We start from the raw sequence: 18,131 nt of genomic DNA on the forward strand, positions 1-18,131 counted from the left end.
ACGCCGATGAGATGACGCACGCAGGCAGCAATCGACCATTACCATAATGTAATCGCTTTCATTGAGATGTTGCGCTACGTTGAAGCAAGGTACGGCAGGGAAGGTCAGGGAATAAAAAGGCCAGCGCGAGGCTGGCCTTAAAGAGAGGAAGCGGAGAGATTATTTCAGACCGGCCGCTTCGCGCAGCAGGGCCGCTTTGTCGGTTTTTTCCCAAGGGAAATGTTCGCGACCAAAGTGACCGTAGGCAGCGGTTTCTTTGTAGATCGGGTGCAGCAGATCCAGCATCTGAATCAGGCCGTACGGACGCAGGTCGAAGAACTCGCGCACCAGCAGGGTCAGCTGTTCAGAAGGCACTTTTTCAGTACCAAAGGTTTCCACCATGATGGACGTCGGCTCTGCAACGCCGATGGCGTAGGAAACCTGAATTTCGCAACGGTCAGCCAGGCCTGCGGCAACGATGTTTTTCGCTACATAGCGAGCCGCATAGGCTGCAGAACGGTCAACTTTAGACGGATCCTTACCGGAGAACGCGCCGCCGCCGTGACGAGCCATGCCGCCGTAGGTATCGACGATGATCTTACGACCGGTCAGACCGCAATCGCCCATCGGGCCGCCGATGACGAAACGGCCGGTCGGGTTGATGAAGAATTTGGTGGACGCGCTCAGCCATTCGGTCGGCAGAATCGGTTTGATGATCTCTTCCATCACCGCTTCCTGCAGCGATTTCTGGTCGATATCTTCGGCGTGCTGCGTGGACAGCACCACCGCGTCGATGCCGACGATTTTGCCGTCGTCATACTGGAAGGTCACCTGGCTTTTCGCATCCGGACGCAGCCACGGCAGGGTGCCGTTTTTACGTACTTCAGCCTGGCGCTGCACCAGACGGTGAGCGTAGGTCACCGGCGCCGGCATCAGCACGTCGGTTTCGTTGGTGGCGTAGCCAAACATCAGCCCCTGGTCGCCTGCGCCCTGTTCCAGCGGATCGGCACGGTCAACGCCCTGGTTGATGTCTGGAGACTGTTTACCAATGGCGCTCAGTACGGCACACGAGTTGGCGTCAAAGCCCATATCGGAATGCACGTAGCCAATTTCGCGGACGGTGTTGCGGGTGATCTCTTCGATGTCAACCCATGCGCTGGTGGTGATTTCGCCGCCTACCAGCACCATGCCAGTTTTGACATAGGTTTCACATGCGACACGCGCTTTCGGATCCTGCTCGAGGATCGCATCCAGCACGGCATCGGAGATTTGGTCAGCAATTTTGTCAGGATGCCCTTCTGATACGGACTCAGACGTAAAAAGGTGTTTTGCCATATTTTATTTCACCTGTGGACGATTCGGATAGCTCATACTGTTGTGTAATGTGGCTTTGGTGGATAATCAGCGCAAAGCCGCGCAGGTAGCGACACGAGCAGTCTGAGTGTTAATCAGTATAGACGGATTAACTTCTGGACGGCCATTTTAGGTCAAATCTTGAGCCTATTTCCAGCCTTTTTTGATGGCGGTCGCATTTATCGAAAAACTCGCCTGGCAAAATTTCCTGACAACCGCGCAAACGGGCACATTTTTATTTTGCTTTTTACCCCGCTTCTCGGTATAAAACGCCGCGCGCGGCTCATTAAAAAAGCGCACGGGGCATGGCCCTGTGGTGCCACTTCCAGCCGGGTTAAGCAGTCTGTATTTACAGAATCTCGCAACGGCATAGCGCTTGTTGCCCGGTATGTATAGCTTTGGCTTGTCGCCGACCCTGTCGCAGGGCGGTGTGGAGGTGATACCAGATAATGAACCAACGTTTTTCGCTTGTTTCGTCGCGTCGTTCTGTCGCGCGTCAGCACTCCGCAACCTGCATCTCTCTCATGCAAACCAGCCGATGTTCACCCCATCTCGGCGCTTCTCAGGATTCCAGGGCCGGTCGGCCGTCAGAAAACTGAACAAGGGCGCTCTTGCCAGGCAAGAGTTTTCTCGTGGTTTCTCCGGACTGTCATACTCTGTTCGGCTACGTGTTTTACGATGATATGAATAAGAAACCGGTCGCGCAGTCGCAAAACCAGCAGATAGTGCTGGGCTTTAGGACTGTTCATGGGTTGTTATCGCATCTTTGGACTGCGATAGTAGTTAACTGTCTTACACTTATTATTAAAAATTGAGGTTCGCTATGTCTGACGACATGTCTATGGTTTCGCCTTCGTCAGCAGGCGAACACGGTGTACTACGTTCCATGCAGGAGGTAGCGATGAGCTCCCAGGAAGCCAGCAAGATGCTGCGTACTTATAATATTGCCTGGTGGGGCAATAACTATTATGACGTCAACGAACTGGGCCACATCAGCGTTTGCCCGGATCCGGACGTCCCGGAAGCGCGCGTTGATCTCGCTGAATTAGTCAAAGCGCGCGAAGCGCAAGGGCAGCGCTTGCCGGCGCTGTTCTGCTTCCCGCAGATCCTGCAGCACCGCCTGCGTTCAATCAACGCCGCGTTCAAGCGCGCGCGCGAATCCTACGGCTATAACGGCGATTACTTCCTGGTCTACCCGATCAAGGTGAACCAGCATCGTCGCGTCATCGAATCGCTGATCCATTCCGGCGAGCCGCTGGGTCTGGAAGCCGGTTCGAAAGCGGAACTGATGGCCGTGCTGGCGCACGCCGGGATGACCCGCAGCGTCATCGTCTGTAACGGTTATAAAGACCGCGAATACATCCGTCTGGCGCTGGTGGGCGAGAAGATGGGCCACAAGGTCTATCTGGTCATCGAGAAGATGTCGGAAATTGCCATCGTGCTGGAAGAAGCCGAGCGCCTGAACGTGGTGCCGCGCCTTGGCGTGCGTGCGCGTCTGGCCTCGCAGGGGTCCGGTAAATGGCAGTCCTCCGGCGGTGAGAAGTCTAAGTTCGGTCTCGCGGCCACCCAGGTTCTGCAACTGGTGGAGATCCTGCGTGCCGCAGGGCACCTCGACAGTCTGCAACTGCTGCACTTCCACCTCGGCTCGCAGATGGCCAACATTCGCGATATCGCCACCGGCGTGCGTGAATCGGCGCGTTTCTACGTCGAGTTGCATAAGCTGGGCGTTAATATCCAGTGCTTCGACGTTGGCGGTGGCCTGGGTGTGGATTACGAAGGAACCCGCTCGCAGTCCGACTGCTCGGTGAACTACGGCCTGAACGAATACGCTAACAATATTATCTGGGCCATCGGCGACGCCTGCGAAGAGAACGGCCTGCCGCACCCGACGGTCATCACCGAGTCCGGCCGCGCGGTGACCGCGCACCACACCGTGCTGGTTTCCAATATCATCGGCGTGGAGCGCAACGAATACACCGAGGCGACCCCGCCGGCGGAAGACGCCGCGCGTCCGCTGCAGAGCATGTGGGAAACCTGGCTGGAGATGCACGAAACCGGCAATCGCCGCTCGCTGCGCGAATGGCTGCACGACAGCCAGATGGACCTGCACGATATCCATATCGGCTACTCCTCCGGCACTTTCAACCTGCAGGAGCGCGCCTGGGCAGAACAGCTGTATCTGAACATGTGTCATGAAGTGCAGAAGCAACTCGACCCGAGCAACCGCGCTCATCGTCCGATTATCGATGAGCTGCAGGAGCGCATGGCGGATAAAATCTACGTCAACTTCTCGCTGTTCCAGTCGATGCCGGATGCGTGGGGGATCGATCAGCTGTTCCCGGTGATGCCGCTGGAAGGGCTGAACAAGTCGCCGGAGCGCCGCGCGGTGCTGCTGGACATCACCTGCGACTCTGACGGCGCCATCGATCACTACGTGGACGGCGACGGGATCGCCACCACCATGCCGATGCCGGAATATGACCCGGAGAACCCGCCGATGCTGGGCTTCTTTATGGTCGGCGCCTATCAGGAAATCCTTGGCAACATGCACAACCTGTTCGGCGATACCGAGGCGGTGGACGTGTTTGTCTTCCCTGACGGCAGCGTTGAGGTTGAGCTGTCCGACGAGGGCGATACCGTGGCGGATATGCTGCAGTACGTGCAGCTGGATCCAAACACGCTGCTGACCCAGTTCCGCGATCAGGTGAAAAACACCGGCCTGGACGACGCGCTGCAGCAGCAATTCCTCGAAGAGTTCGAGGCGGGTCTGTACGGGTACACTTATCTGGAAGACGAGTAGCCGCTGATGCCCGGTGGCGCTGCGCTGACCGGGCCTGCGTATGTCGGCCGCATAAGGCGAAGCCGTCATCCGGCAGACGGCGATACTCACTTGAACCCGTATGCATTACCGGCGATAATTCACGCCAATAAGCGATTTATCTATCAAACCCTTCCTCGTCGGGCCTAACGACGCGGAGGGGTTTTTTTATACTTATTTTTTACGTTCCACGACTGTGAAAAGAGGTCATATCCATGAGCACTTTAGGTCATCAATACGATAACTCCCTGGTATCCAATGCCTTTGGCTTCCTGCGTTTACCAATGAATTTCATGCCTTACGACAGCGATGCTGACTGGGTCATCACCGGCGTACCGTTCGATATGGCGACCTCCGGGCGCGCGGGCGGCCGTCATGGCCCGGCGGCGATCCGTCAGGTTTCCACCAATCTCGCCTGGGAGCACAATCGTTTTCCGTGGAACTTCGACATGCGTGAACGCCTGAACGTGGTTGACTGCGGGGATCTGGTGTACGCCTTCGGCGACGCGCGCGAAATGAGCGAGAAGCTGCAGGCCCACGCCGAGAAGCTGCTGGCGGCCGGCAAGCGCATGCTCTCCTTTGGCGGCGACCACTTTGTTACGCTGCCGCTGCTGCGCGCCCACGCCAAACACTTCGGTAAAATGGCGCTGGTGCACTTCGATGCCCACACCGATACCTACGCCAACGGCTGCGAGTTCGACCACGGCACCATGTTCTACACCGCGCCGAACGAAGGGCTTATCGATCCCAACCACTCCGTACAGATCGGTATTCGCACCGAATTCGATAAAGATAACGGTTTCACCGTGCTTGATGCGGGCCAGGTTAACGACCGCAGTGTCGATGACGTGATTGCCCAGGTGAAGCAGATCGTTGGCGATATGCCGGTGTACCTGACCTTTGATATCGACTGCCTGGATCCGGCGTTTGCGCCAGGAACCGGTACCCCGGTGATCGGCGGGCTGACTTCCGACCGCGCGATCAAGCTGGTGCGCGGCCTGAAGGATCTGAACATCGTCGGGATGGACGTGGTGGAAGTCGCCCCGGCCTACGATCAGTCCGAAATCACCGCCCTGGCGGCGGCGACTCTGGCGCTGGAGATGCTGTACATCCAGGCGGCGAAGAAGGGCGAATAAATCTGTTCCCGTCATATTTCAAGTTGCATAGGCGTGGGCAATAACTCGGCCCATCCCTGGGCCTCGTCCTTACAGGGCCAGCGCAAGCGCTGTTCAAAACGGCTAGCCGTTTTGTCCTGCAACTTATTTAGGGTATAGACGCGTTTACTGCTGCTGCGCGACGCATACGCAGCAGCAGTGCGCCGCCGGCGCACAGCGTAATCAGCTGCGATGCCACCAGTACGGAAAAACCTGAACTGACCGATCCCACTGATTTCATTACCACTCCCATCAGCAGCGGAATAAACGCCGCGCAGATGTTGCCAATGCCGTTAATGATGCCATAGGCGCTGCCTACCGCTTCGCGCGGGGCGTGATGCTGAACCACCGCGGGGATCGCTGCCCCCTGTAATCCCCAGAACACGTTCGCCGCCAGCATAAACAGCGCCAGCATCGCCGGCTGTTCGCTGAGGATTAGCGCCAGCACGGAACCGGCGGTGAGTAGACCGCCAATAATAAACAACAGCGGCGCCTGCTCCGGGCGCATTTTGTCGAGGAGCACGCCGCCAAGGAACTTTGAGCCCAGGCTTAACAGAAAGGGGACAGCCGCCAGCAGGCCGGTGGCCTGTAGCGAGAAATGATGCTCATCGCGCAGCCAGGCTGGCAGCCAGGCGCTACTCCCCCACAGATAACTGAGGGTGGCAATTTCTATCAGCAGGATCCAGCCAAGCAGCGGCGTACGCCAGGCGAGGGCAAAAGTTTGGCTAAAGCCAGACTTCGCGCGCTGTGAGGTTACTTGTGGCGCGGGGAGAAACCGCCAGATTAACCCGCCGCCGAGCAGGAGATTCATCAGCGCCAGCGCATAGAAGGAGCCGATCCAGCCAACGTGCGCCATCAGCCAGGTGACCAGTGGGAAGCCTACCGCTAGCCCCAACGATACGCCAAGGGCGGTTACCGCATTCGGTTTGCCGATTTCATCGGCGGCAAAGTTGTCGTTGATAAAGCGTGTTTTCAGTGAAAACAGCGGTCCCTCCGCCACGCCAAGCACGATGCGCGCGATCAACATTCCCACCAGTGAACCGAGTAATGGGGAAATGGCGCACACCAGCGCCCATATAACAATGCTGATTAACAGCCCCTGACGATAATGCCATCTACTTTCTATAACTGGTGTTAATAATAATGCCGAAAACCCATAACCCAGAAGAAAGCATGTCATTAGCATGCCTTGTAACATTCTGTTTTCATTTAACTGGAAATGGGCAGCGAATTCCGGGTTAAGGATCATCACCGAGATATTTACCCGATCGACGTAGGAAATAATTATTAACAAAAGTAATGCTATTACCCCTTGCCATCTTGCCGCCATTCGTTGTCTCCACGCTTAATTTAATGATTGCCAGTTATTATTTTTTAACGCCAGAAATAGTTACGTGAGTAAAATGGTTCACCTGTGAAACTCATTGTTTTTAAATGATTAAATAAAGAGTTGTTTCATGGGTGAAACACCATGGTTTCCGCTGCTGCCCATTTTTAATGATCGATTTGAAAAGAAGTCAATAGTCGTATGTGAAATTTAAATCGGAATTTTTATTTATAATGGATCACCGCTTTAAATATCATCATTTCATCTGAATGCAGTTTTTCGTGATCAATTGCACACTTAGCTAATTTAAAAGCCATTCATTAACAAGTTCGTCACATTAACGCTTGACGAAACATTCGCCGCTTTTATATTGGTCGTATTAAATAAGAAACACAGTTTCATATATGAAACAACGGCCTGGAGGATTGCGATGAGCTGGATAGGCGTATGTGACGCGGAGCAAGTACAAGAAGATTTTCCATATAGCGGCAATATCGACGGTAAGGAGATCGGCATTTATCTGATTGATGGCGAATATTACGCGCTGGAAGACGTTTGCCCTCATGCCTATGCGCTCCTGAGCCAGGGCTTTGTCGAAGATGGCAAAGTGGAATGCCCGCTGCATGAGGCGGTATTCGACGTGAAAACCGGCCAGTGCCTGCATGGCCCCGGCGGTCGCAACCTTAATCGTTACCCGGTGCGGGTATATGACAATCAGATCCAGATTACCTTTATTGAGGAGAACGTGGCATGAGCGAATCCCTGGATTTCAACCCGGCGCTACCGGAAAGCCGCCAGTTTACGCCACCGGCGGAAGGTGGAAACGGCAATATCCATAAGCCCGGCGACTATCCCAATCTGATCTGGCAAACCCGCAGCCGGGTGCCGGAAAACTGGGAACTGCAGCTTATCGCCACTCTGGAAACGCTGTTCGAGCAGGGCGCGGAAAGCCTCGGTGAGCTGGTGAACGGCCTCAATGGCGTCAGGATGCATGACCAGCAGGGCGAACCATGGAGCGAAAGCAGTTTCCAGGCATTCTTACAGGTCAACGGTTACTGAGGATACAGCGATGACGACAACGGTACAAAACTATCTTGATAAAGGGTTGCGCGGTTTGTGGTATCCGGTGCTGGCGAGCTGGGAAGTGCAGTCTGCGCCGGTAGGCATTACCCGTCTCGGCGAGCAGATCGTAGTCTGGCGGAATAAAGATGGCCAGGTGCAGGCCCTGGAAGACCGCTGCCCGCATCGCGGCGCGCGCCTGTCGATGGGCTGGAACTTAGGCGATCGTATCGCCTGCTGGTATCACGGCGTGGAAGTCGCCGGCAACGGCGAAGTCAAAGACGTCCCGGCGGTTGACCGCTGCCCGCTGGTCGGCCAGCAGTGCGTGCGCAGCTACAACGTGCAGGAAGCGCACGGGGCAATCTTCCTGTGGTTCGGCGTCACCGCCGACCAGCAGCCTGATGAACTGAGCTTCCCGGAGGAGCTGGCCGACCACAAAAAATACAGTCACTTCCTGTGCACCGCGGCGTGGAAATGCAACTACCAGTACGCGCTGGAAAACGTGATGGACCCGATGCACGGTACCTATCTGCACTCGTCATCGCACTCGATGGCGGAAGGCGATCGCAAAGCCGATATGGTGCTGCAGCCGACGAAAACCGGCTTTATCTTCGAGAAAAAAGGGCAGAGCGGCGTCAACTTTGACTGGGTTGAACTGGGCAACAGCGGCGCCTACTGGATGCGCCTGTCTATTCCGTACAAAAAGCGTTTCGGGCCGGGCGGCCACTTCTGGATCGTCGGCATGGTGGTTCCGGAAGATAACGACAACTGCCGCGTCTTCTTCTGGCGCATCCGCGGCGTTCAAGGTTGGCAGCGCGATCTGTGGCGCTTTATGTACCGCAACCGTCTGGAAAAACTGCACTGGGAAGTACTGGAGCAGGATCGCGTGGTGCTGGAGAGCCTGGCGCCGAACGCCCGCGATCATGAATACCTTTATCAACATGACGTCGGTTTGTCCCGCCTGCGCCGCATGATGCAGAAAGCGGCGAAAGAGCAGTTAGCGCTCCGCGAAGCGCAGCAGGGTGCCGCCTGATGAACGGCCTGCTAAACGGTAAACGTATTGTCGTCACCGGCGCGGCGCGCGGCCTGGGCTACCACTTTGCCGAAGCCTGCGCCGCGCAGGGCGCGACGGTGGTGATGTGCGACATCCTGCAGGGGGAGCTGGCGGAAAGCGCTCATCGCCTGCAGCAGAAGGGCTATCAGATCGAATCCCACGCCATCGATCTTGCCAGTCAAGCATCGATCGAGCAGGTCTTCAGCGCCATCGGCGCGCAGGGGCCTATCGATGGCTTAGTCAATAACGCGGCGATGGCCACCGGCGTCGGCGGTAAAAATATGATCGATTACGATCCGGACCTGTGGGATCGGGTGATGACGGTCAATGTCAAAGGCACCTGGCTGGTGACCCGCGAGGCGGTACCGCTGCTGCGCGAAGGGTCGGCGATCGTCAACGTCGCTTCGGATACCGCGCTGTGGGGCGCGCCGCGGCTGATGGCCTATGTCGCCAGTAAGGGCGCGGTGATTGCGATGACCCGTTCCATGGCCCGCGAGTTGGGTGAAAAGCGGATCCGTATCAACGCCATCGCGCCGGGACTGACCCGCGTTGAGGCCACAGAATACGTTCCCGCCGAGCGTCATCAGCTGTATGAGAACGGCCGCGCGCTCAGCGGCGCGCAGCAGCCGGAAGATGTCACCGGCAGCGTGGTCTGGCTGCTGAGCGATCTTTCGCGCTTTATCACCGGCCAGCTGATCCCGGTCAACGGCGGTTTTGTCTTTAACTAACAAGTGAGGCGGTATGGCGAACGATCAGGAAGTGAAGTACCTGGTACCGGGTCTGGAGCGCGGTTTACAACTGCTGCTGGCGTTTGGCGAACAGCATCGCGATCTGACCTTTGCCGAGCTGCATCGGCTGGTGGATATGCCGAAAGCGACCGCCTATCGCGTGGTGCAGACGCTGGAATATATGGGCTTTCTTGAGCGTAACGCCCGCACCAATACCTTTTCGCTAGGCATGAACGTACTGCGTCTGGGCTTTGAATATATCGCCTCCCTGGATGTCGCTCAGGTGGGTCAGCCGGTCATCGAGCAACTGCGCGATATCAGCCAGTGCAGCAGCCATCTGGCGATCCGCGACGGCCGCGACATTATCTACATCGCCCGCGTCAGCGCCGCCGGTTCGCGTATCAACCAGGTCAGCGTCGGAACGCGGCTACCGGTGCACTGCACCTCGCTTGGTCGCATGCTGCTGACCGATGTTTCCCGCAGCGAGTTTGAACAATTGTTCCCGGATGAACGGCTGCCGGGCAATACGCCGGGCCAGTTGCATGACCGCGAAGCGCTGTGGCAGATGGTGCAGCAGGATAAAGCTCGCGGCTACGTGATTGGCGAATCGTTCTACCGCCACGGCATCTCATCGATTGTCTATCCGGTCTTTGACCGCAGCGGCCGGGTGGCGGCGGTCGTCAGCATCCTGGTGCCATCGGACGAGATCCCGCAAAGCGATCGCGAACGGTTACAGAACGAGGTCAGTATGGCGGCCGACAAAATTTCCGGCTTCCTCGGATATTTGTCACAGGCAAGTTAAATCAACAACTTAACAGCAGGCGCTTGATTGCGTCGGGCATGTTTTACGCCCAAATTCGGGCGACTGAACGGTAAAGAGGCGACGAATAATGAGTATTACCGGAATTGAAAAGCTGGAATTTGGCGTAGACGACCTGAACCACAGCGCTAAATTCATGCGCGATTTTGGCCTGACCGGCGACGCCAGCGGCCGCGCGTTTACCACCCTCAGCGGCGCGCGGGTCGAACTTAACCCAACCGATGCCGCTGACTTACCGCCAGCTTTTGAGGCGGGCAACACCCTGCGTCGCATGACCTGGGGTGTTGCGGATCGGGCGACGCTGGATGCGCTGCGCCCGAAGCTGGAACGTCAGCCCGCTTTCCGTGAAATCGATGGCGCGCTGGAGTGTCGTGACCCTAACGGTATGACGCTGCGGGTGCAGGTTAGCCAGCAAACAGCGGTGGAACTGAACGTCGAGCCGATTAACCAGTGGGGCGATGTGCGTCGCATCGACACTCCGAGCCCGGTGTACGACCGCGCGCAGCCCATTAATGTCGGCCATGTGGTGTTCTTCGTGGAAGAACTGGCGGCGGTGGAAAGTTTCTATCGCGAAGTGCTGGGCTTCCAGGTGTCAGACCGCTACATCAATCGCGCGGTGTTCCTGCGCTGCGGCGTGCGCGGTGGCCACCATAACCTCTTCTTATTGCAATTGCCGAACCGAAAACGGGGGCTTAACCACGTCGCGTTTACCGTGCGGGATATACATGAAGTGATCGGCGGCGGCATTGCGATGAATAAAAACGCCTGGAGCACTTTTATCGGTCCAGGTCGCCATCCGGTCTCCTCAGCCTACTTCTGGTATGTCAACAGCCCGACCGGCGGCGCTTTTGAATACTACACCAACGATGACTATCTGACGGAAAACTGGCAGCCGCGCGAGCTGGAGCATTCACTCGTGTCCTTTACCGAATGGGCGGTGGAAGGCGGTATCGATCACGATACCCGTCGCCAGCAGAAAAAACCGGAGGCGGTATGACGGCGCGGATTGTCATTATCGGCGGCGGCCAGGCTGGCGGCTGGGCGGCGAAAACGCTGCGTGATGAAGGGTTTAGCGGCGAGATTTGCGTGGTTGCCGAAGAGCAATGGGACTTTTACGAGCGCCCGCCGTTGTCGAAGGCGGCGTTGCTGGAGGCCGAACCGGCGCTGCCGCGGTTATTTAGCGCCGAGGCGCAGCAGGCGCTGAACCTACGCTGGTATCGCCCGCTGCGTGCGGATTCGATCGATCGGCAAAATAAAACCGTGGCGCTGAGCAACGGTGAAACGCTGGCATATGACCAACTGTTGATCGCCACCGGCGGCCGGGCGCGACTGCCGTCCGAGGGCTGGGCGCAGCATCCGCAGGTTTATACCCTGCGCCACTGGCAGGACGCGCAGCGTCTGAAGCAGCGGCTGGCATCGGCAACGCGGCTGGCGATCGTTGGCGGCGGCTGGATTGGCCTCGAAATCGCCGCCTCGGCGCGCAAAAGCGACGTGGCCGTAACCCTTTACGAGCAGCAGCCGGCGCTGTGCATGCGCTCGGTCAGTATGGAGGTCTCGCAGGCGCTGGCGCAACTACATCGCCAGCAGGGCGTTGAGATTCGCGGCGGCTGCGGCGCGCTGGAGCTGGAAGATGATAACGGCCTGCCGACTCTGCACTGCGACGGCCAGCGGGAAACCTTCGATGCGGTAGTGGTGGGGATCGGCGTCGATCTGAATCTCGAACTGGCGCGCGATGCCGGGCTCACTGTCGATCGCGGCATTGTCGTTAATGCCCAGGGGCGCAGTAACGATCCGGCGATTTTCGCCGCTGGCGATGTCGCTCAGCACCATCAGTACGGCCTGTGCATTCAGTCGTGGGCCTTTGCGCAAAATCAGGCCATCGCAACGGCGAAAGCGATGCTCGATCCGCAGGCCAGCGGCTACGACGAGGCGCCCTGGCTGTGGTCGGATCAATACGATCGCAATATCCAGATCCTCGGGATCCCGCAGGCGGGCAGCCGCACCATTGTGCGTGACGAGCCGCAGGGCGCGATCTACTTCTCCCTGAATGCCGATGGACGCTTAACTCAGCTGGTGGCCTTCAATAATGCACGTATCGTGAAGCTGGCGAAGCGCTGGATGGCGGCGGGAAGGGATCTCTCTAACGTCCCGCTCGCTGACCCGACTTTCTCGCTGATGTCATTGCGATAAGTAACGCGAACCCTTAAGGGGGAGAAATGACCACATTAGAGACCAACGCCGCGCCTGCAGAGGCGAGCGGCGAGGGCGTCCGCACGCCTGAAAAAGCAGTTCGTTGGGCCATTCCGCTGTCCCTGCTGGCCTGCGTGCTGCTGGCTTTTTTCGACAAAATCAGTATCGCCGCGCTGTTTTCCGATAGTCACTTCCAGCAGGCGATGGGCATCGATTTCGACACCACCCGGCTGGGCATTCTGATGAGCGCCTTTTTGCTGAGTTACGGCTTCTCGTCAGTGTTATTAAGCGGCCTTGGCGACCGGATTGCGCCGCTGCGTCTGCTGACTGGAATGATGGTGGTGTGGTGCATCCTGATGGTGATCATGGGTTTCACCCACAACTACGCGCTGATGGTGATGCTACGCGTCCTGTTGGGCATCGCCGAAGGGCCGCTGTTCCCGCTGGCGTTTGCCGTGGTGCGCCACACCTTCCCGCAGCGGCTACAGGCCCGCGCCACCATGCTGTGGCTGCTCGGCACGCCGGTTGGCGCAGCGTTGGGATTCCCGCTGTCAATTTGGCTACTTAATACTTTCGGCTGGCAGAGCACATTTTTCGTGATGGCGATGCTGACGGTACCGGTGCTGATTTTTGTGCGCATCGGGCTGCGCGGCGTGCAACTGGAGGCGAGAGCGAGCAGCGATAAAACCTCGCAGGAAGCGCGCCGCAGCGCGCGTCGCGAGCTCTTTGTGAGTCCGCATTTTTGGATGATCTGCATCTTCAACATCGCCTTTCTCGCCTATCTGTGGGGGATCAACGGCTGGCTGCCGGGCTACCTGATTAAAGGTAAAGGCATTCATCTGGAACACGCCGGCTGGCTGTCGTCGATGCCGTTTATCGCCATGTTGCTAGGCGAAATTATCGGCGCCTGGCTGTCCGACCGCGTCGATAGGCGCGCCGCCGCCTGCTTTATTTCCCTGGCAGGCGCGGGTATTGGCCTGGCGGCAGTGATGCATTTCACCACGCCGCTGCCGGTAATCGCGGCGATGAGCTTTAGCACCTTTATGTGGGGCACCGGCGCGCCGAACATTTTCGCCCTACTGGCTAAAGCGACCCATCCACGGGTCAGCGCCACGGCGGGGGGGATTTTCAACGGGCTGGGAAACTTTGCCGGGGCGCTATCGCCGGCGGTGATGGGCGCGCTTATCGCCTTCACCCATAGCATGGATTCCGGCCTGATTTTTCTGGCAGTGATGGCGGCGGTGGGCTGCGCCCTGTTACTGCCGCTGCTGAGACGTTACTGAGGATAAAACGATGACTGATTCAACCGTAACTGCAAAACAGAGTTTGAAACCTGACCATTTGACGATGGAAGAGTGGGTGGAGTCGCGTATCGCGCGCTTCGAAGGCCGTAAATACGACTGGAATGCGCTGAAATTCCAGGCCGATTTCGACCCCAAATATCGCCGCGCGCAGATGCGCTACATCGGTACCGGCGCCACCGGCGTCGCCAGCGATACCAACACCGTTCCGGCGGAGCACTTCACCTTTTCCACCATGGTGTTGCCGTCCAAATGTGAAGGCCCGCTGCATCTGCATGATGACGTAGAAGAGGTGTTCTTCATGCTCAAAGGGCAGATCACCCTGATGATTCAGGATGGCGACAACTATACCGAAACGGTACTGCGCGAACGCGATCTGATCTCGGTGCCGCCCGGAATCTATCGCGGTTTGTTTAACCACGGCGAAGAGGAGGCGCTGATGTGCGTGATGCTGGGCACGCCGAAACCGCATGTTCCGACTTATCCGGAAGATCATCCGCTGTCAAAAGTGAAGCGTAACTAAGGAGCGATGATGACGGGTTTTCGTGAACAAGGATGCGGGGTACCGCTGACGCTGCTGCACGGCATCAGTTCCGGCGCAGCCTCCTGGCATAAACAGATGGCGCTGCCCGGCTACCGCGTCCTGGCCTGGGATATGCCCGGTTATGGCGAAAGCCCGATGCTTGCGGCGGCGCCGGCGGATGCTGGCGATTACGCTGACGCGCTGGCGCTGATGCTGGACCGTGCCGGGGTAGAACAAACCGTACTGGTCGGCCATTCGCTGGGCGCGTTGGTGGCGGCTGCCTTCGCCGCGAAATATCCGCAGCGGGTGCTTTATCTGGTGCTGGCCGACGTCGCGCAGGGCTACGGTCAGGCGGAGGTCGCACAGCGGGAAAACGTCTGGCTAGGGCGTCAGCAGCAGATAGCGCAAGGCGGCGAGGCGATGGCCCAGGGGCGAGCGGCAAAACTTCTGCGCCCTGGCGCGCGCGAAGCTGATGTGGCGACGGTGGCGGCGGGGATGCGCAGGCTACGCCGCGACGGTTATCTCGCCGCGGCCTGGATGCTGGCTCATGACGACATTCACCGTTGGCTCGCCGACTATCGCGGTCGTCTCTCCGTGTGGTGTGGCGAGCAGGATGCCATTACCCAACCGGAGTTAGTCCAGGGAGTGGCGCTGCGTTACGGCGCTCCTTACATCGCTATCCCGCAGGCTGGGCATGCCAGCTATCTCGATAACGAAATCTTTTTTAATCAACAGCTTTTACGCATAGGGGAAGAGGTGCGCGATGAATGCACAAATTGAAGGACGCGTCGCGGTCGTCACCGGCGGTTCGTCAGGAATCGGCTTTGAAACGCTGCGCCTGTTGCTGGGCGAAGGGGCGAAGGTCGCCTTTTGCGGCCGCAACCCGGATCGTCTGGCCAGCGCCTATGCAGCACTGCAAAACGAATATCCAGAAGGCGAGGTGTTCTCCTGGCGCTGTGACGTACTGAACGAAGCGGAAGTTGAGGCGTTCGCCGCCGCGGTCGCCGCGCGTTTCGGCGGCGTCGATATGCTGATTAATAACGCCGGCCAGGGCTATGTCGCCCACTTCGCCGATACGCCACGCGAGGCCTGGCTGCACGAAGCCGAACTGAAACTGTTCGGCGTGATTAACCCGGTAAAGGCCTTTCAGTCGCTGCTTGAGGCGTCGGATATCGCCTCGATTACCTGTGTGAACTCGCTGCTGGCGTTACAGCCGGAAGAGCACATGATCGCCACCTCTGCCGCCCGCGCCGCGCTGCTCAATATGACGCTGACTCTGTCGAAAGAGCTGGTGGATAAAGGCATTCGAGTGAATTCCATTCTGCTGGGGATGGTGGAGTCCGGGCAGTGGCAGCGCCGTTTTGAGATCCGAAGCGATAAGAGCCAGAGTTGGCAGCAGTGGACCGCCGATATCGCCCGTAAGCGGGGGATCCCGATGGCGCGTCTCGGTAAGCCGCAGGAGCCAGCGCAAGCGCTGCTATTCCTCGCTTCGCCGCTGGCCTCCTTTACCACCGGCGCGGCGCTGGACGTTTCCGGCGGTTTCTGTCGCCATCTGTAAGGAAAGATGATGAAAAAGGTCATGTTAATTGGCTATGGCGCGATGGCCCAGGCGGTGATTGAACGCCTGCCGCCGCAGGTGAGGGTGGAGTGGATCGTGGCGCGTGAATCGCATCACGCAGCGATCTGCCTGCAGTTTGGTCAAACGGTGACGCCGCTTACCGATCCGCTGCAATGCGGTGGGACGCCGGATCTGGTGCTGGAATGCGCCAGTCAGCAGGCGGTCGCGCAGTACGGCGAAGCGGTGCTGGCGCGCGGCTGGCATCTGGCAGTGATCTCGACCGGTGCGTTGGCGGACAGCGAACTGGAACAGCGTTTACGCCAGGCGGGTGGCAAGCTGACGCTGCTGGCTGGCGCGGTGGCCGGAATAGATGGCCTGGCGGCAGCGAAAGAGGGGGGGCTTGAACGAGTGACCTATCGGTCGCGTAAAAGCCCGGCCAGCTGGCGCGGCAGCTATGCCGAACAGCTTATCGACCTCAGCGCGGTCAATGAAGCGCAGATTTTCTTCGAAGGCAGCGCCCGCGAGGCGGCCCGGTTATTCCCTGCGAATGCCAACGTGGCGGCAACCATCGCGCTGGGCGGTATCGGCCTTGACGCGACCCGGGTACAGCTGATGGTCGATCCGGCTACGCAACGCAACACCCATACGCTACACGCCGAAGGATTGTTCGGCGAGTTTCACCTGGAGCTGAGCGGCCTGCCGCTCGCCAGCAATCCGAAAACATCGACCCTCGCGGCACTGAGCGCGGTACGCGCCTGCCGTGAACTGGCATAACGCAGAGAGGCTAAGATGGACGAATTAGACATTTTTATCGGCGGCCAGTGGCGTCGCGGCGGCGGCAATTTGATGCACAGCCAGTTTCCGGCGGATGGCGCTATTAACGCGGCGCTGCATGCGGCAAGCCTCGATGATCTGCAGGAGGCGATCGACTGTGCCGACCGCGCCTGGCGGGAGCCAACGTGGCGGGCGATGCTGCCGCATCAGCGGGCGAAGATCCTGCATAAGGTCGCGGAACTGATAGAGGTGCAACTTGATGAGTTAAGCCAAAAGCAGAGCCGCGATAACGGTAAGCCGCTGGCTGAGGCGCGGGGACTGGTGATGAGCGCGGCGGGGACGGCGCGCTATTTTGCCGCCGCCTGTGAACTGCTGGAAGGCGAGCTGCCGACGCCGCGGCAGGCGGATCTATTGACCCTGAGCCGCTATGAGCCGCTGGGCGTGGTGGCGGCGATCACCCCGTGGAACTCGCCGATCGCCAGCGAAATGCAGAAGGTGGCCCCGGCGATCGCCGCCGGAAATGCGGTGATCCTCAAACCGGCGGAAGCCACGCCGCTGATGGCGCTGGAGCTGGCGAAGATCTTTGAGCAGGCCGGTTTACCCGCCGGACTGCTGAGCGTGCTGCCGGGTAAAGGATCGATTATCGGCGATGCGCTGGCCCGCCATCCTAAGGTGCGCAAAATTTCCTTTACCGGCGGCACCACCACCGGACGTCACCTGGCGCATGTGGCGGCGGAAAAACTGATCCCGGCGTCGCTGGAGCTGGGCGGCAAATCACCGACCATCGTGCTGGAAGATGCCGATATCGAACAGGCGGCGCGGGGCATCTGCTACGGCATTTTCAGCTCCGGCGGCCAGGCCTGTATTGCCGGCTCGCGGCTGTTTGTTCATGACAGAGTGTACCCGCAATTAATGGCCCGCCTGCTGGAGTTAACCCAAGGGCTGCGGGTTGGTCACCCGTTCAACGCTGGCACCCACGTCGGGCCGCTGATCAACGATAAACACCGCCAGAGCGTGCAGGAGTACGTCGAGCTGGCGAAACGCGAAGGCGGCAGGGTGCTATGCGGCGGCGAGATCCCGGCGGATCCGGCACTGGCGGCAGGCAGCTATTTCCTGCCGACCATCATTGAAGGGCTGAACAATCAGGCCCGCGTTTGCCAGGAAGAGATCTTCGGGCCGGTACTGGTGGCGATGCGTTTTCGCGATGAAGCGGCGTTAATCCGTGAGGCCAATGATTCGGTCTTTGGGCTGGCGGCGGGGATCTGGACGCGCGATACCGGCCGCGCGCTGCGTCTGAGCGAGCAGCTGGAAGCCGGTACGGTGTGGATCAACACCTACAAAGTTTTCTCCATTTCGACCCCGTTTGGGGGCTTTAAAGAGAGCGGTCTGGGCCGCGAAAAAGGGATCCAGGGGCTGAAGGCCTGGATGCAGCAAAAGAGCATTTATCTGGCGACGGGTAATAGCGTCAACCACTGGTGCGACTGAGAAAGGGT

18 protein-coding genes are annotated in these 18,131 nt (G+C 58.7%); 16 read left to right on the forward strand and 2 right to left on the reverse strand.

The genetic code is table 11. From position 1 onward, the window contains the following. Nucleotides 1-159: 159 nt before the first annotated feature. Nucleotides 160-1,314, reverse strand: a complete 1,155-nt coding sequence (metK, locus tag GT756_RS13095; RefSeq protein ID WP_004205170.1) for a methionine adenosyltransferase — start codon at nt 1,312-1,314, stop codon at nt 160-162. 701 nt (nt 1,315-2,015) lie between these two features. Here metK and yqgB point away from each other — a divergent pair. The 3 genes from yqgB to speB all read left to right on the forward strand — a co-directional run bounded on the left by yqgB (nt 2,016) and on the right by speB (nt 5,286). Beyond that, nucleotides 2,016-2,147, forward strand: coding sequence for an acid stress response protein YqgB (yqgB, locus tag GT756_RS13105; RefSeq protein ID WP_002916578.1), 132 nt, complete (start codon nt 2,016-2,018; stop codon nt 2,145-2,147). An 8-nt stretch (nt 2,148-2,155) separates the two neighbouring features. Continuing rightward, nucleotides 2,156-4,132, forward strand: a complete 1,977-nt coding sequence (speA, locus tag GT756_RS13110) for a biosynthetic arginine decarboxylase (RefSeq protein ID WP_004205167.1) — start codon at nt 2,156-2,158, stop codon at nt 4,130-4,132. Nucleotides 4,133-4,365: 233 nt separating this feature from the next. Continuing rightward, a complete protein-coding gene (gene speB / locus GT756_RS13115) occupies nt 4,366-5,286 on the forward strand; it encodes an agmatinase (protein ID WP_004205166.1) in 921 nt (306 codons plus the stop codon). Nucleotides 5,287-5,413: 127 nt separating this feature from the next. On the opposite strand, the gene GT756_RS13120 is transcribed toward speB, so the two are convergent. Further along, nucleotides 5,414-6,634, reverse strand: coding sequence for an MFS transporter (locus tag GT756_RS13120; RefSeq protein ID WP_032456613.1), 1,221 nt, complete (start codon nt 6,632-6,634; stop codon nt 5,414-5,416). A gap of 427 nt (nt 6,635-7,061) precedes the next feature. On the opposite strand from GT756_RS13120, the gene GT756_RS13130 reads away from it, so the two are divergent. The 13 genes from GT756_RS13130 to GT756_RS13190 all read left to right on the forward strand — a co-directional run bounded on the left by GT756_RS13130 (nt 7,062) and on the right by GT756_RS13190 (nt 18,123). Continuing rightward, nucleotides 7,062-7,385 (forward strand): non-heme iron oxygenase ferredoxin subunit, encoded by a 324-nt coding sequence (locus GT756_RS13130; protein ID WP_004151769.1) that lies wholly within the window; start codon nt 7,062-7,064, stop codon nt 7,383-7,385. After that, nucleotides 7,382-7,690: a recombinase-like helix-turn-helix domain-containing protein gene (locus GT756_RS13135; protein WP_017899772.1), complete on the forward strand. Its 309-nt coding sequence runs from the start codon at nt 7,382-7,384 to the stop codon at nt 7,688-7,690. The genes GT756_RS13130 and GT756_RS13135 overlap by 4 nt, the downstream gene beginning before the upstream one ends. A gap of 10 nt (nt 7,691-7,700) precedes the next feature. Continuing rightward, nucleotides 7,701-8,723, forward strand: a complete 1,023-nt coding sequence (locus GT756_RS13140; protein ID WP_004205160.1) for an aromatic ring-hydroxylating dioxygenase subunit alpha — start codon at nt 7,701-7,703, stop codon at nt 8,721-8,723. Beyond that, nucleotides 8,723-9,472, forward strand: a complete 750-nt coding sequence (locus GT756_RS13145) for an SDR family oxidoreductase (protein WP_032456612.1) — start codon at nt 8,723-8,725, stop codon at nt 9,470-9,472. The genes GT756_RS13140 and GT756_RS13145 overlap by 1 nt, the downstream gene beginning before the upstream one ends. 13 nt (nt 9,473-9,485) lie before the next feature. After that, the gene (locus GT756_RS13150) at nt 9,486-10,274 is read left to right on the forward strand and encodes an IclR family transcriptional regulator (RefSeq protein ID WP_048325708.1); all 789 of its coding nucleotides are present in this window, start codon (nt 9,486-9,488) and stop codon (nt 10,272-10,274) included. A gap of 88 nt (nt 10,275-10,362) precedes the next feature. Further along, entirely contained in the window at nt 10,363-11,289 is a 927-nt protein-coding gene (locus GT756_RS13155; RefSeq protein ID WP_109964104.1) for a VOC family protein, read from the forward strand. Then, on the forward strand, nt 11,286-12,482 hold the full coding sequence (locus GT756_RS13160; protein WP_064795031.1) for an NAD(P)/FAD-dependent oxidoreductase: 1,197 nt from the start codon (nt 11,286-11,288) through the stop codon (nt 12,480-12,482). The genes GT756_RS13155 and GT756_RS13160 overlap by 4 nt, the downstream gene beginning before the upstream one ends. A 26-nt stretch (nt 12,483-12,508) precedes the next feature. Continuing rightward, a complete protein-coding gene (locus tag GT756_RS13165) occupies nt 12,509-13,765 on the forward strand; it encodes an MFS transporter (RefSeq protein ID WP_004205154.1) in 1,257 nt (418 codons plus the stop codon). Between the two features lie 10 nt (nt 13,766-13,775). After that, nucleotides 13,776-14,306 (forward strand): cupin domain-containing protein, encoded by a 531-nt coding sequence (locus GT756_RS13170; RefSeq protein WP_025999198.1) that lies wholly within the window; start codon nt 13,776-13,778, stop codon nt 14,304-14,306. 9 nt (nt 14,307-14,315) lie between these two features. Next, nucleotides 14,316-15,086, forward strand: coding sequence for an alpha/beta fold hydrolase (locus tag GT756_RS13175; RefSeq protein WP_017899776.1), 771 nt, complete (start codon nt 14,316-14,318; stop codon nt 15,084-15,086). Continuing rightward, on the forward strand, nt 15,070-15,864 hold the full coding sequence (locus tag GT756_RS13180) for an SDR family oxidoreductase (RefSeq protein WP_160124838.1): 795 nt from the start codon (nt 15,070-15,072) through the stop codon (nt 15,862-15,864). Before GT756_RS13175 ends, GT756_RS13180 begins: the two co-directional genes overlap by 17 nt. 9 nt (nt 15,865-15,873) lie before the next feature. Further along, nucleotides 15,874-16,638: an aspartate dehydrogenase gene (locus GT756_RS13185; RefSeq protein WP_017899778.1), complete on the forward strand. Its 765-nt coding sequence runs from the start codon at nt 15,874-15,876 to the stop codon at nt 16,636-16,638. A gap of 15 nt (nt 16,639-16,653) precedes the next feature. Further along, entirely contained in the window at nt 16,654-18,123 is a 1,470-nt protein-coding gene (locus GT756_RS13190) for an aldehyde dehydrogenase (RefSeq protein ID WP_004205148.1), read from the forward strand. Nucleotides 18,124-18,131 lie beyond the last annotated feature (8 nt).

Origin of the sequence: Klebsiella sp. Q2 (genome assembly GCF_009900705.1) — a bacterium.
GTDB lineage: Bacteria > Pseudomonadota > Gammaproteobacteria > Enterobacterales > Enterobacteriaceae > Klebsiella > Klebsiella quasipneumoniae.

Coding starts and splice junctions, on each gene's coding strand:
- GT756_RS13130 (WP_004151769.1), top strand. CDS start 7,062: ATGAGCTGGATAGGCGTATGTGACGCGGAGCAAGTACAAGAAGATTTT.
- GT756_RS13185 (WP_017899778.1), top strand. CDS start 15,874: ATGAAAAAGGTCATGTTAATTGGCTATGGCGCGATGGCCCAGGCGGTG.
- GT756_RS13180 (WP_160124838.1), top strand. CDS start 15,070: ATGAATGCACAAATTGAAGGACGCGTCGCGGTCGTCACCGGCGGTTCG.
- metK (WP_004205170.1), bottom strand. CDS start 1,314: ATGGCAAAACACCTTTTTACGTCTGAGTCCGTATCAGAAGGGCATCCT.
- GT756_RS13165 (WP_004205154.1), top strand. CDS start 12,509: ATGACCACATTAGAGACCAACGCCGCGCCTGCAGAGGCGAGCGGCGAG.
- GT756_RS13155 (WP_109964104.1), top strand. CDS start 10,363: ATGAGTATTACCGGAATTGAAAAGCTGGAATTTGGCGTAGACGACCTG.
- yqgB (WP_002916578.1), top strand. CDS start 2,016: ATGAATAAGAAACCGGTCGCGCAGTCGCAAAACCAGCAGATAGTGCTG.
- GT756_RS13145 (WP_032456612.1), top strand. CDS start 8,723: ATGAACGGCCTGCTAAACGGTAAACGTATTGTCGTCACCGGCGCGGCG.
- GT756_RS13170 (WP_025999198.1), top strand. CDS start 13,776: ATGACTGATTCAACCGTAACTGCAAAACAGAGTTTGAAACCTGACCAT.
- GT756_RS13190 (WP_004205148.1), top strand. CDS start 16,654: ATGGACGAATTAGACATTTTTATCGGCGGCCAGTGGCGTCGCGGCGGC.
- GT756_RS13135 (WP_017899772.1), top strand. CDS start 7,382: ATGAGCGAATCCCTGGATTTCAACCCGGCGCTACCGGAAAGCCGCCAG.
- GT756_RS13150 (WP_048325708.1), top strand. CDS start 9,486: ATGGCGAACGATCAGGAAGTGAAGTACCTGGTACCGGGTCTGGAGCGC.
- GT756_RS13140 (WP_004205160.1), top strand. CDS start 7,701: ATGACGACAACGGTACAAAACTATCTTGATAAAGGGTTGCGCGGTTTG.
- GT756_RS13160 (WP_064795031.1), top strand. CDS start 11,286: ATGACGGCGCGGATTGTCATTATCGGCGGCGGCCAGGCTGGCGGCTGG.
- speA (WP_004205167.1), top strand. CDS start 2,156: ATGTCTGACGACATGTCTATGGTTTCGCCTTCGTCAGCAGGCGAACAC.
- GT756_RS13120 (WP_032456613.1), bottom strand. CDS start 6,634: ATGGCGGCAAGATGGCAAGGGGTAATAGCATTACTTTTGTTAATAATT.
- speB (WP_004205166.1), top strand. CDS start 4,366: ATGAGCACTTTAGGTCATCAATACGATAACTCCCTGGTATCCAATGCC.
- GT756_RS13175 (WP_017899776.1), top strand. CDS start 14,316: ATGACGGGTTTTCGTGAACAAGGATGCGGGGTACCGCTGACGCTGCTG.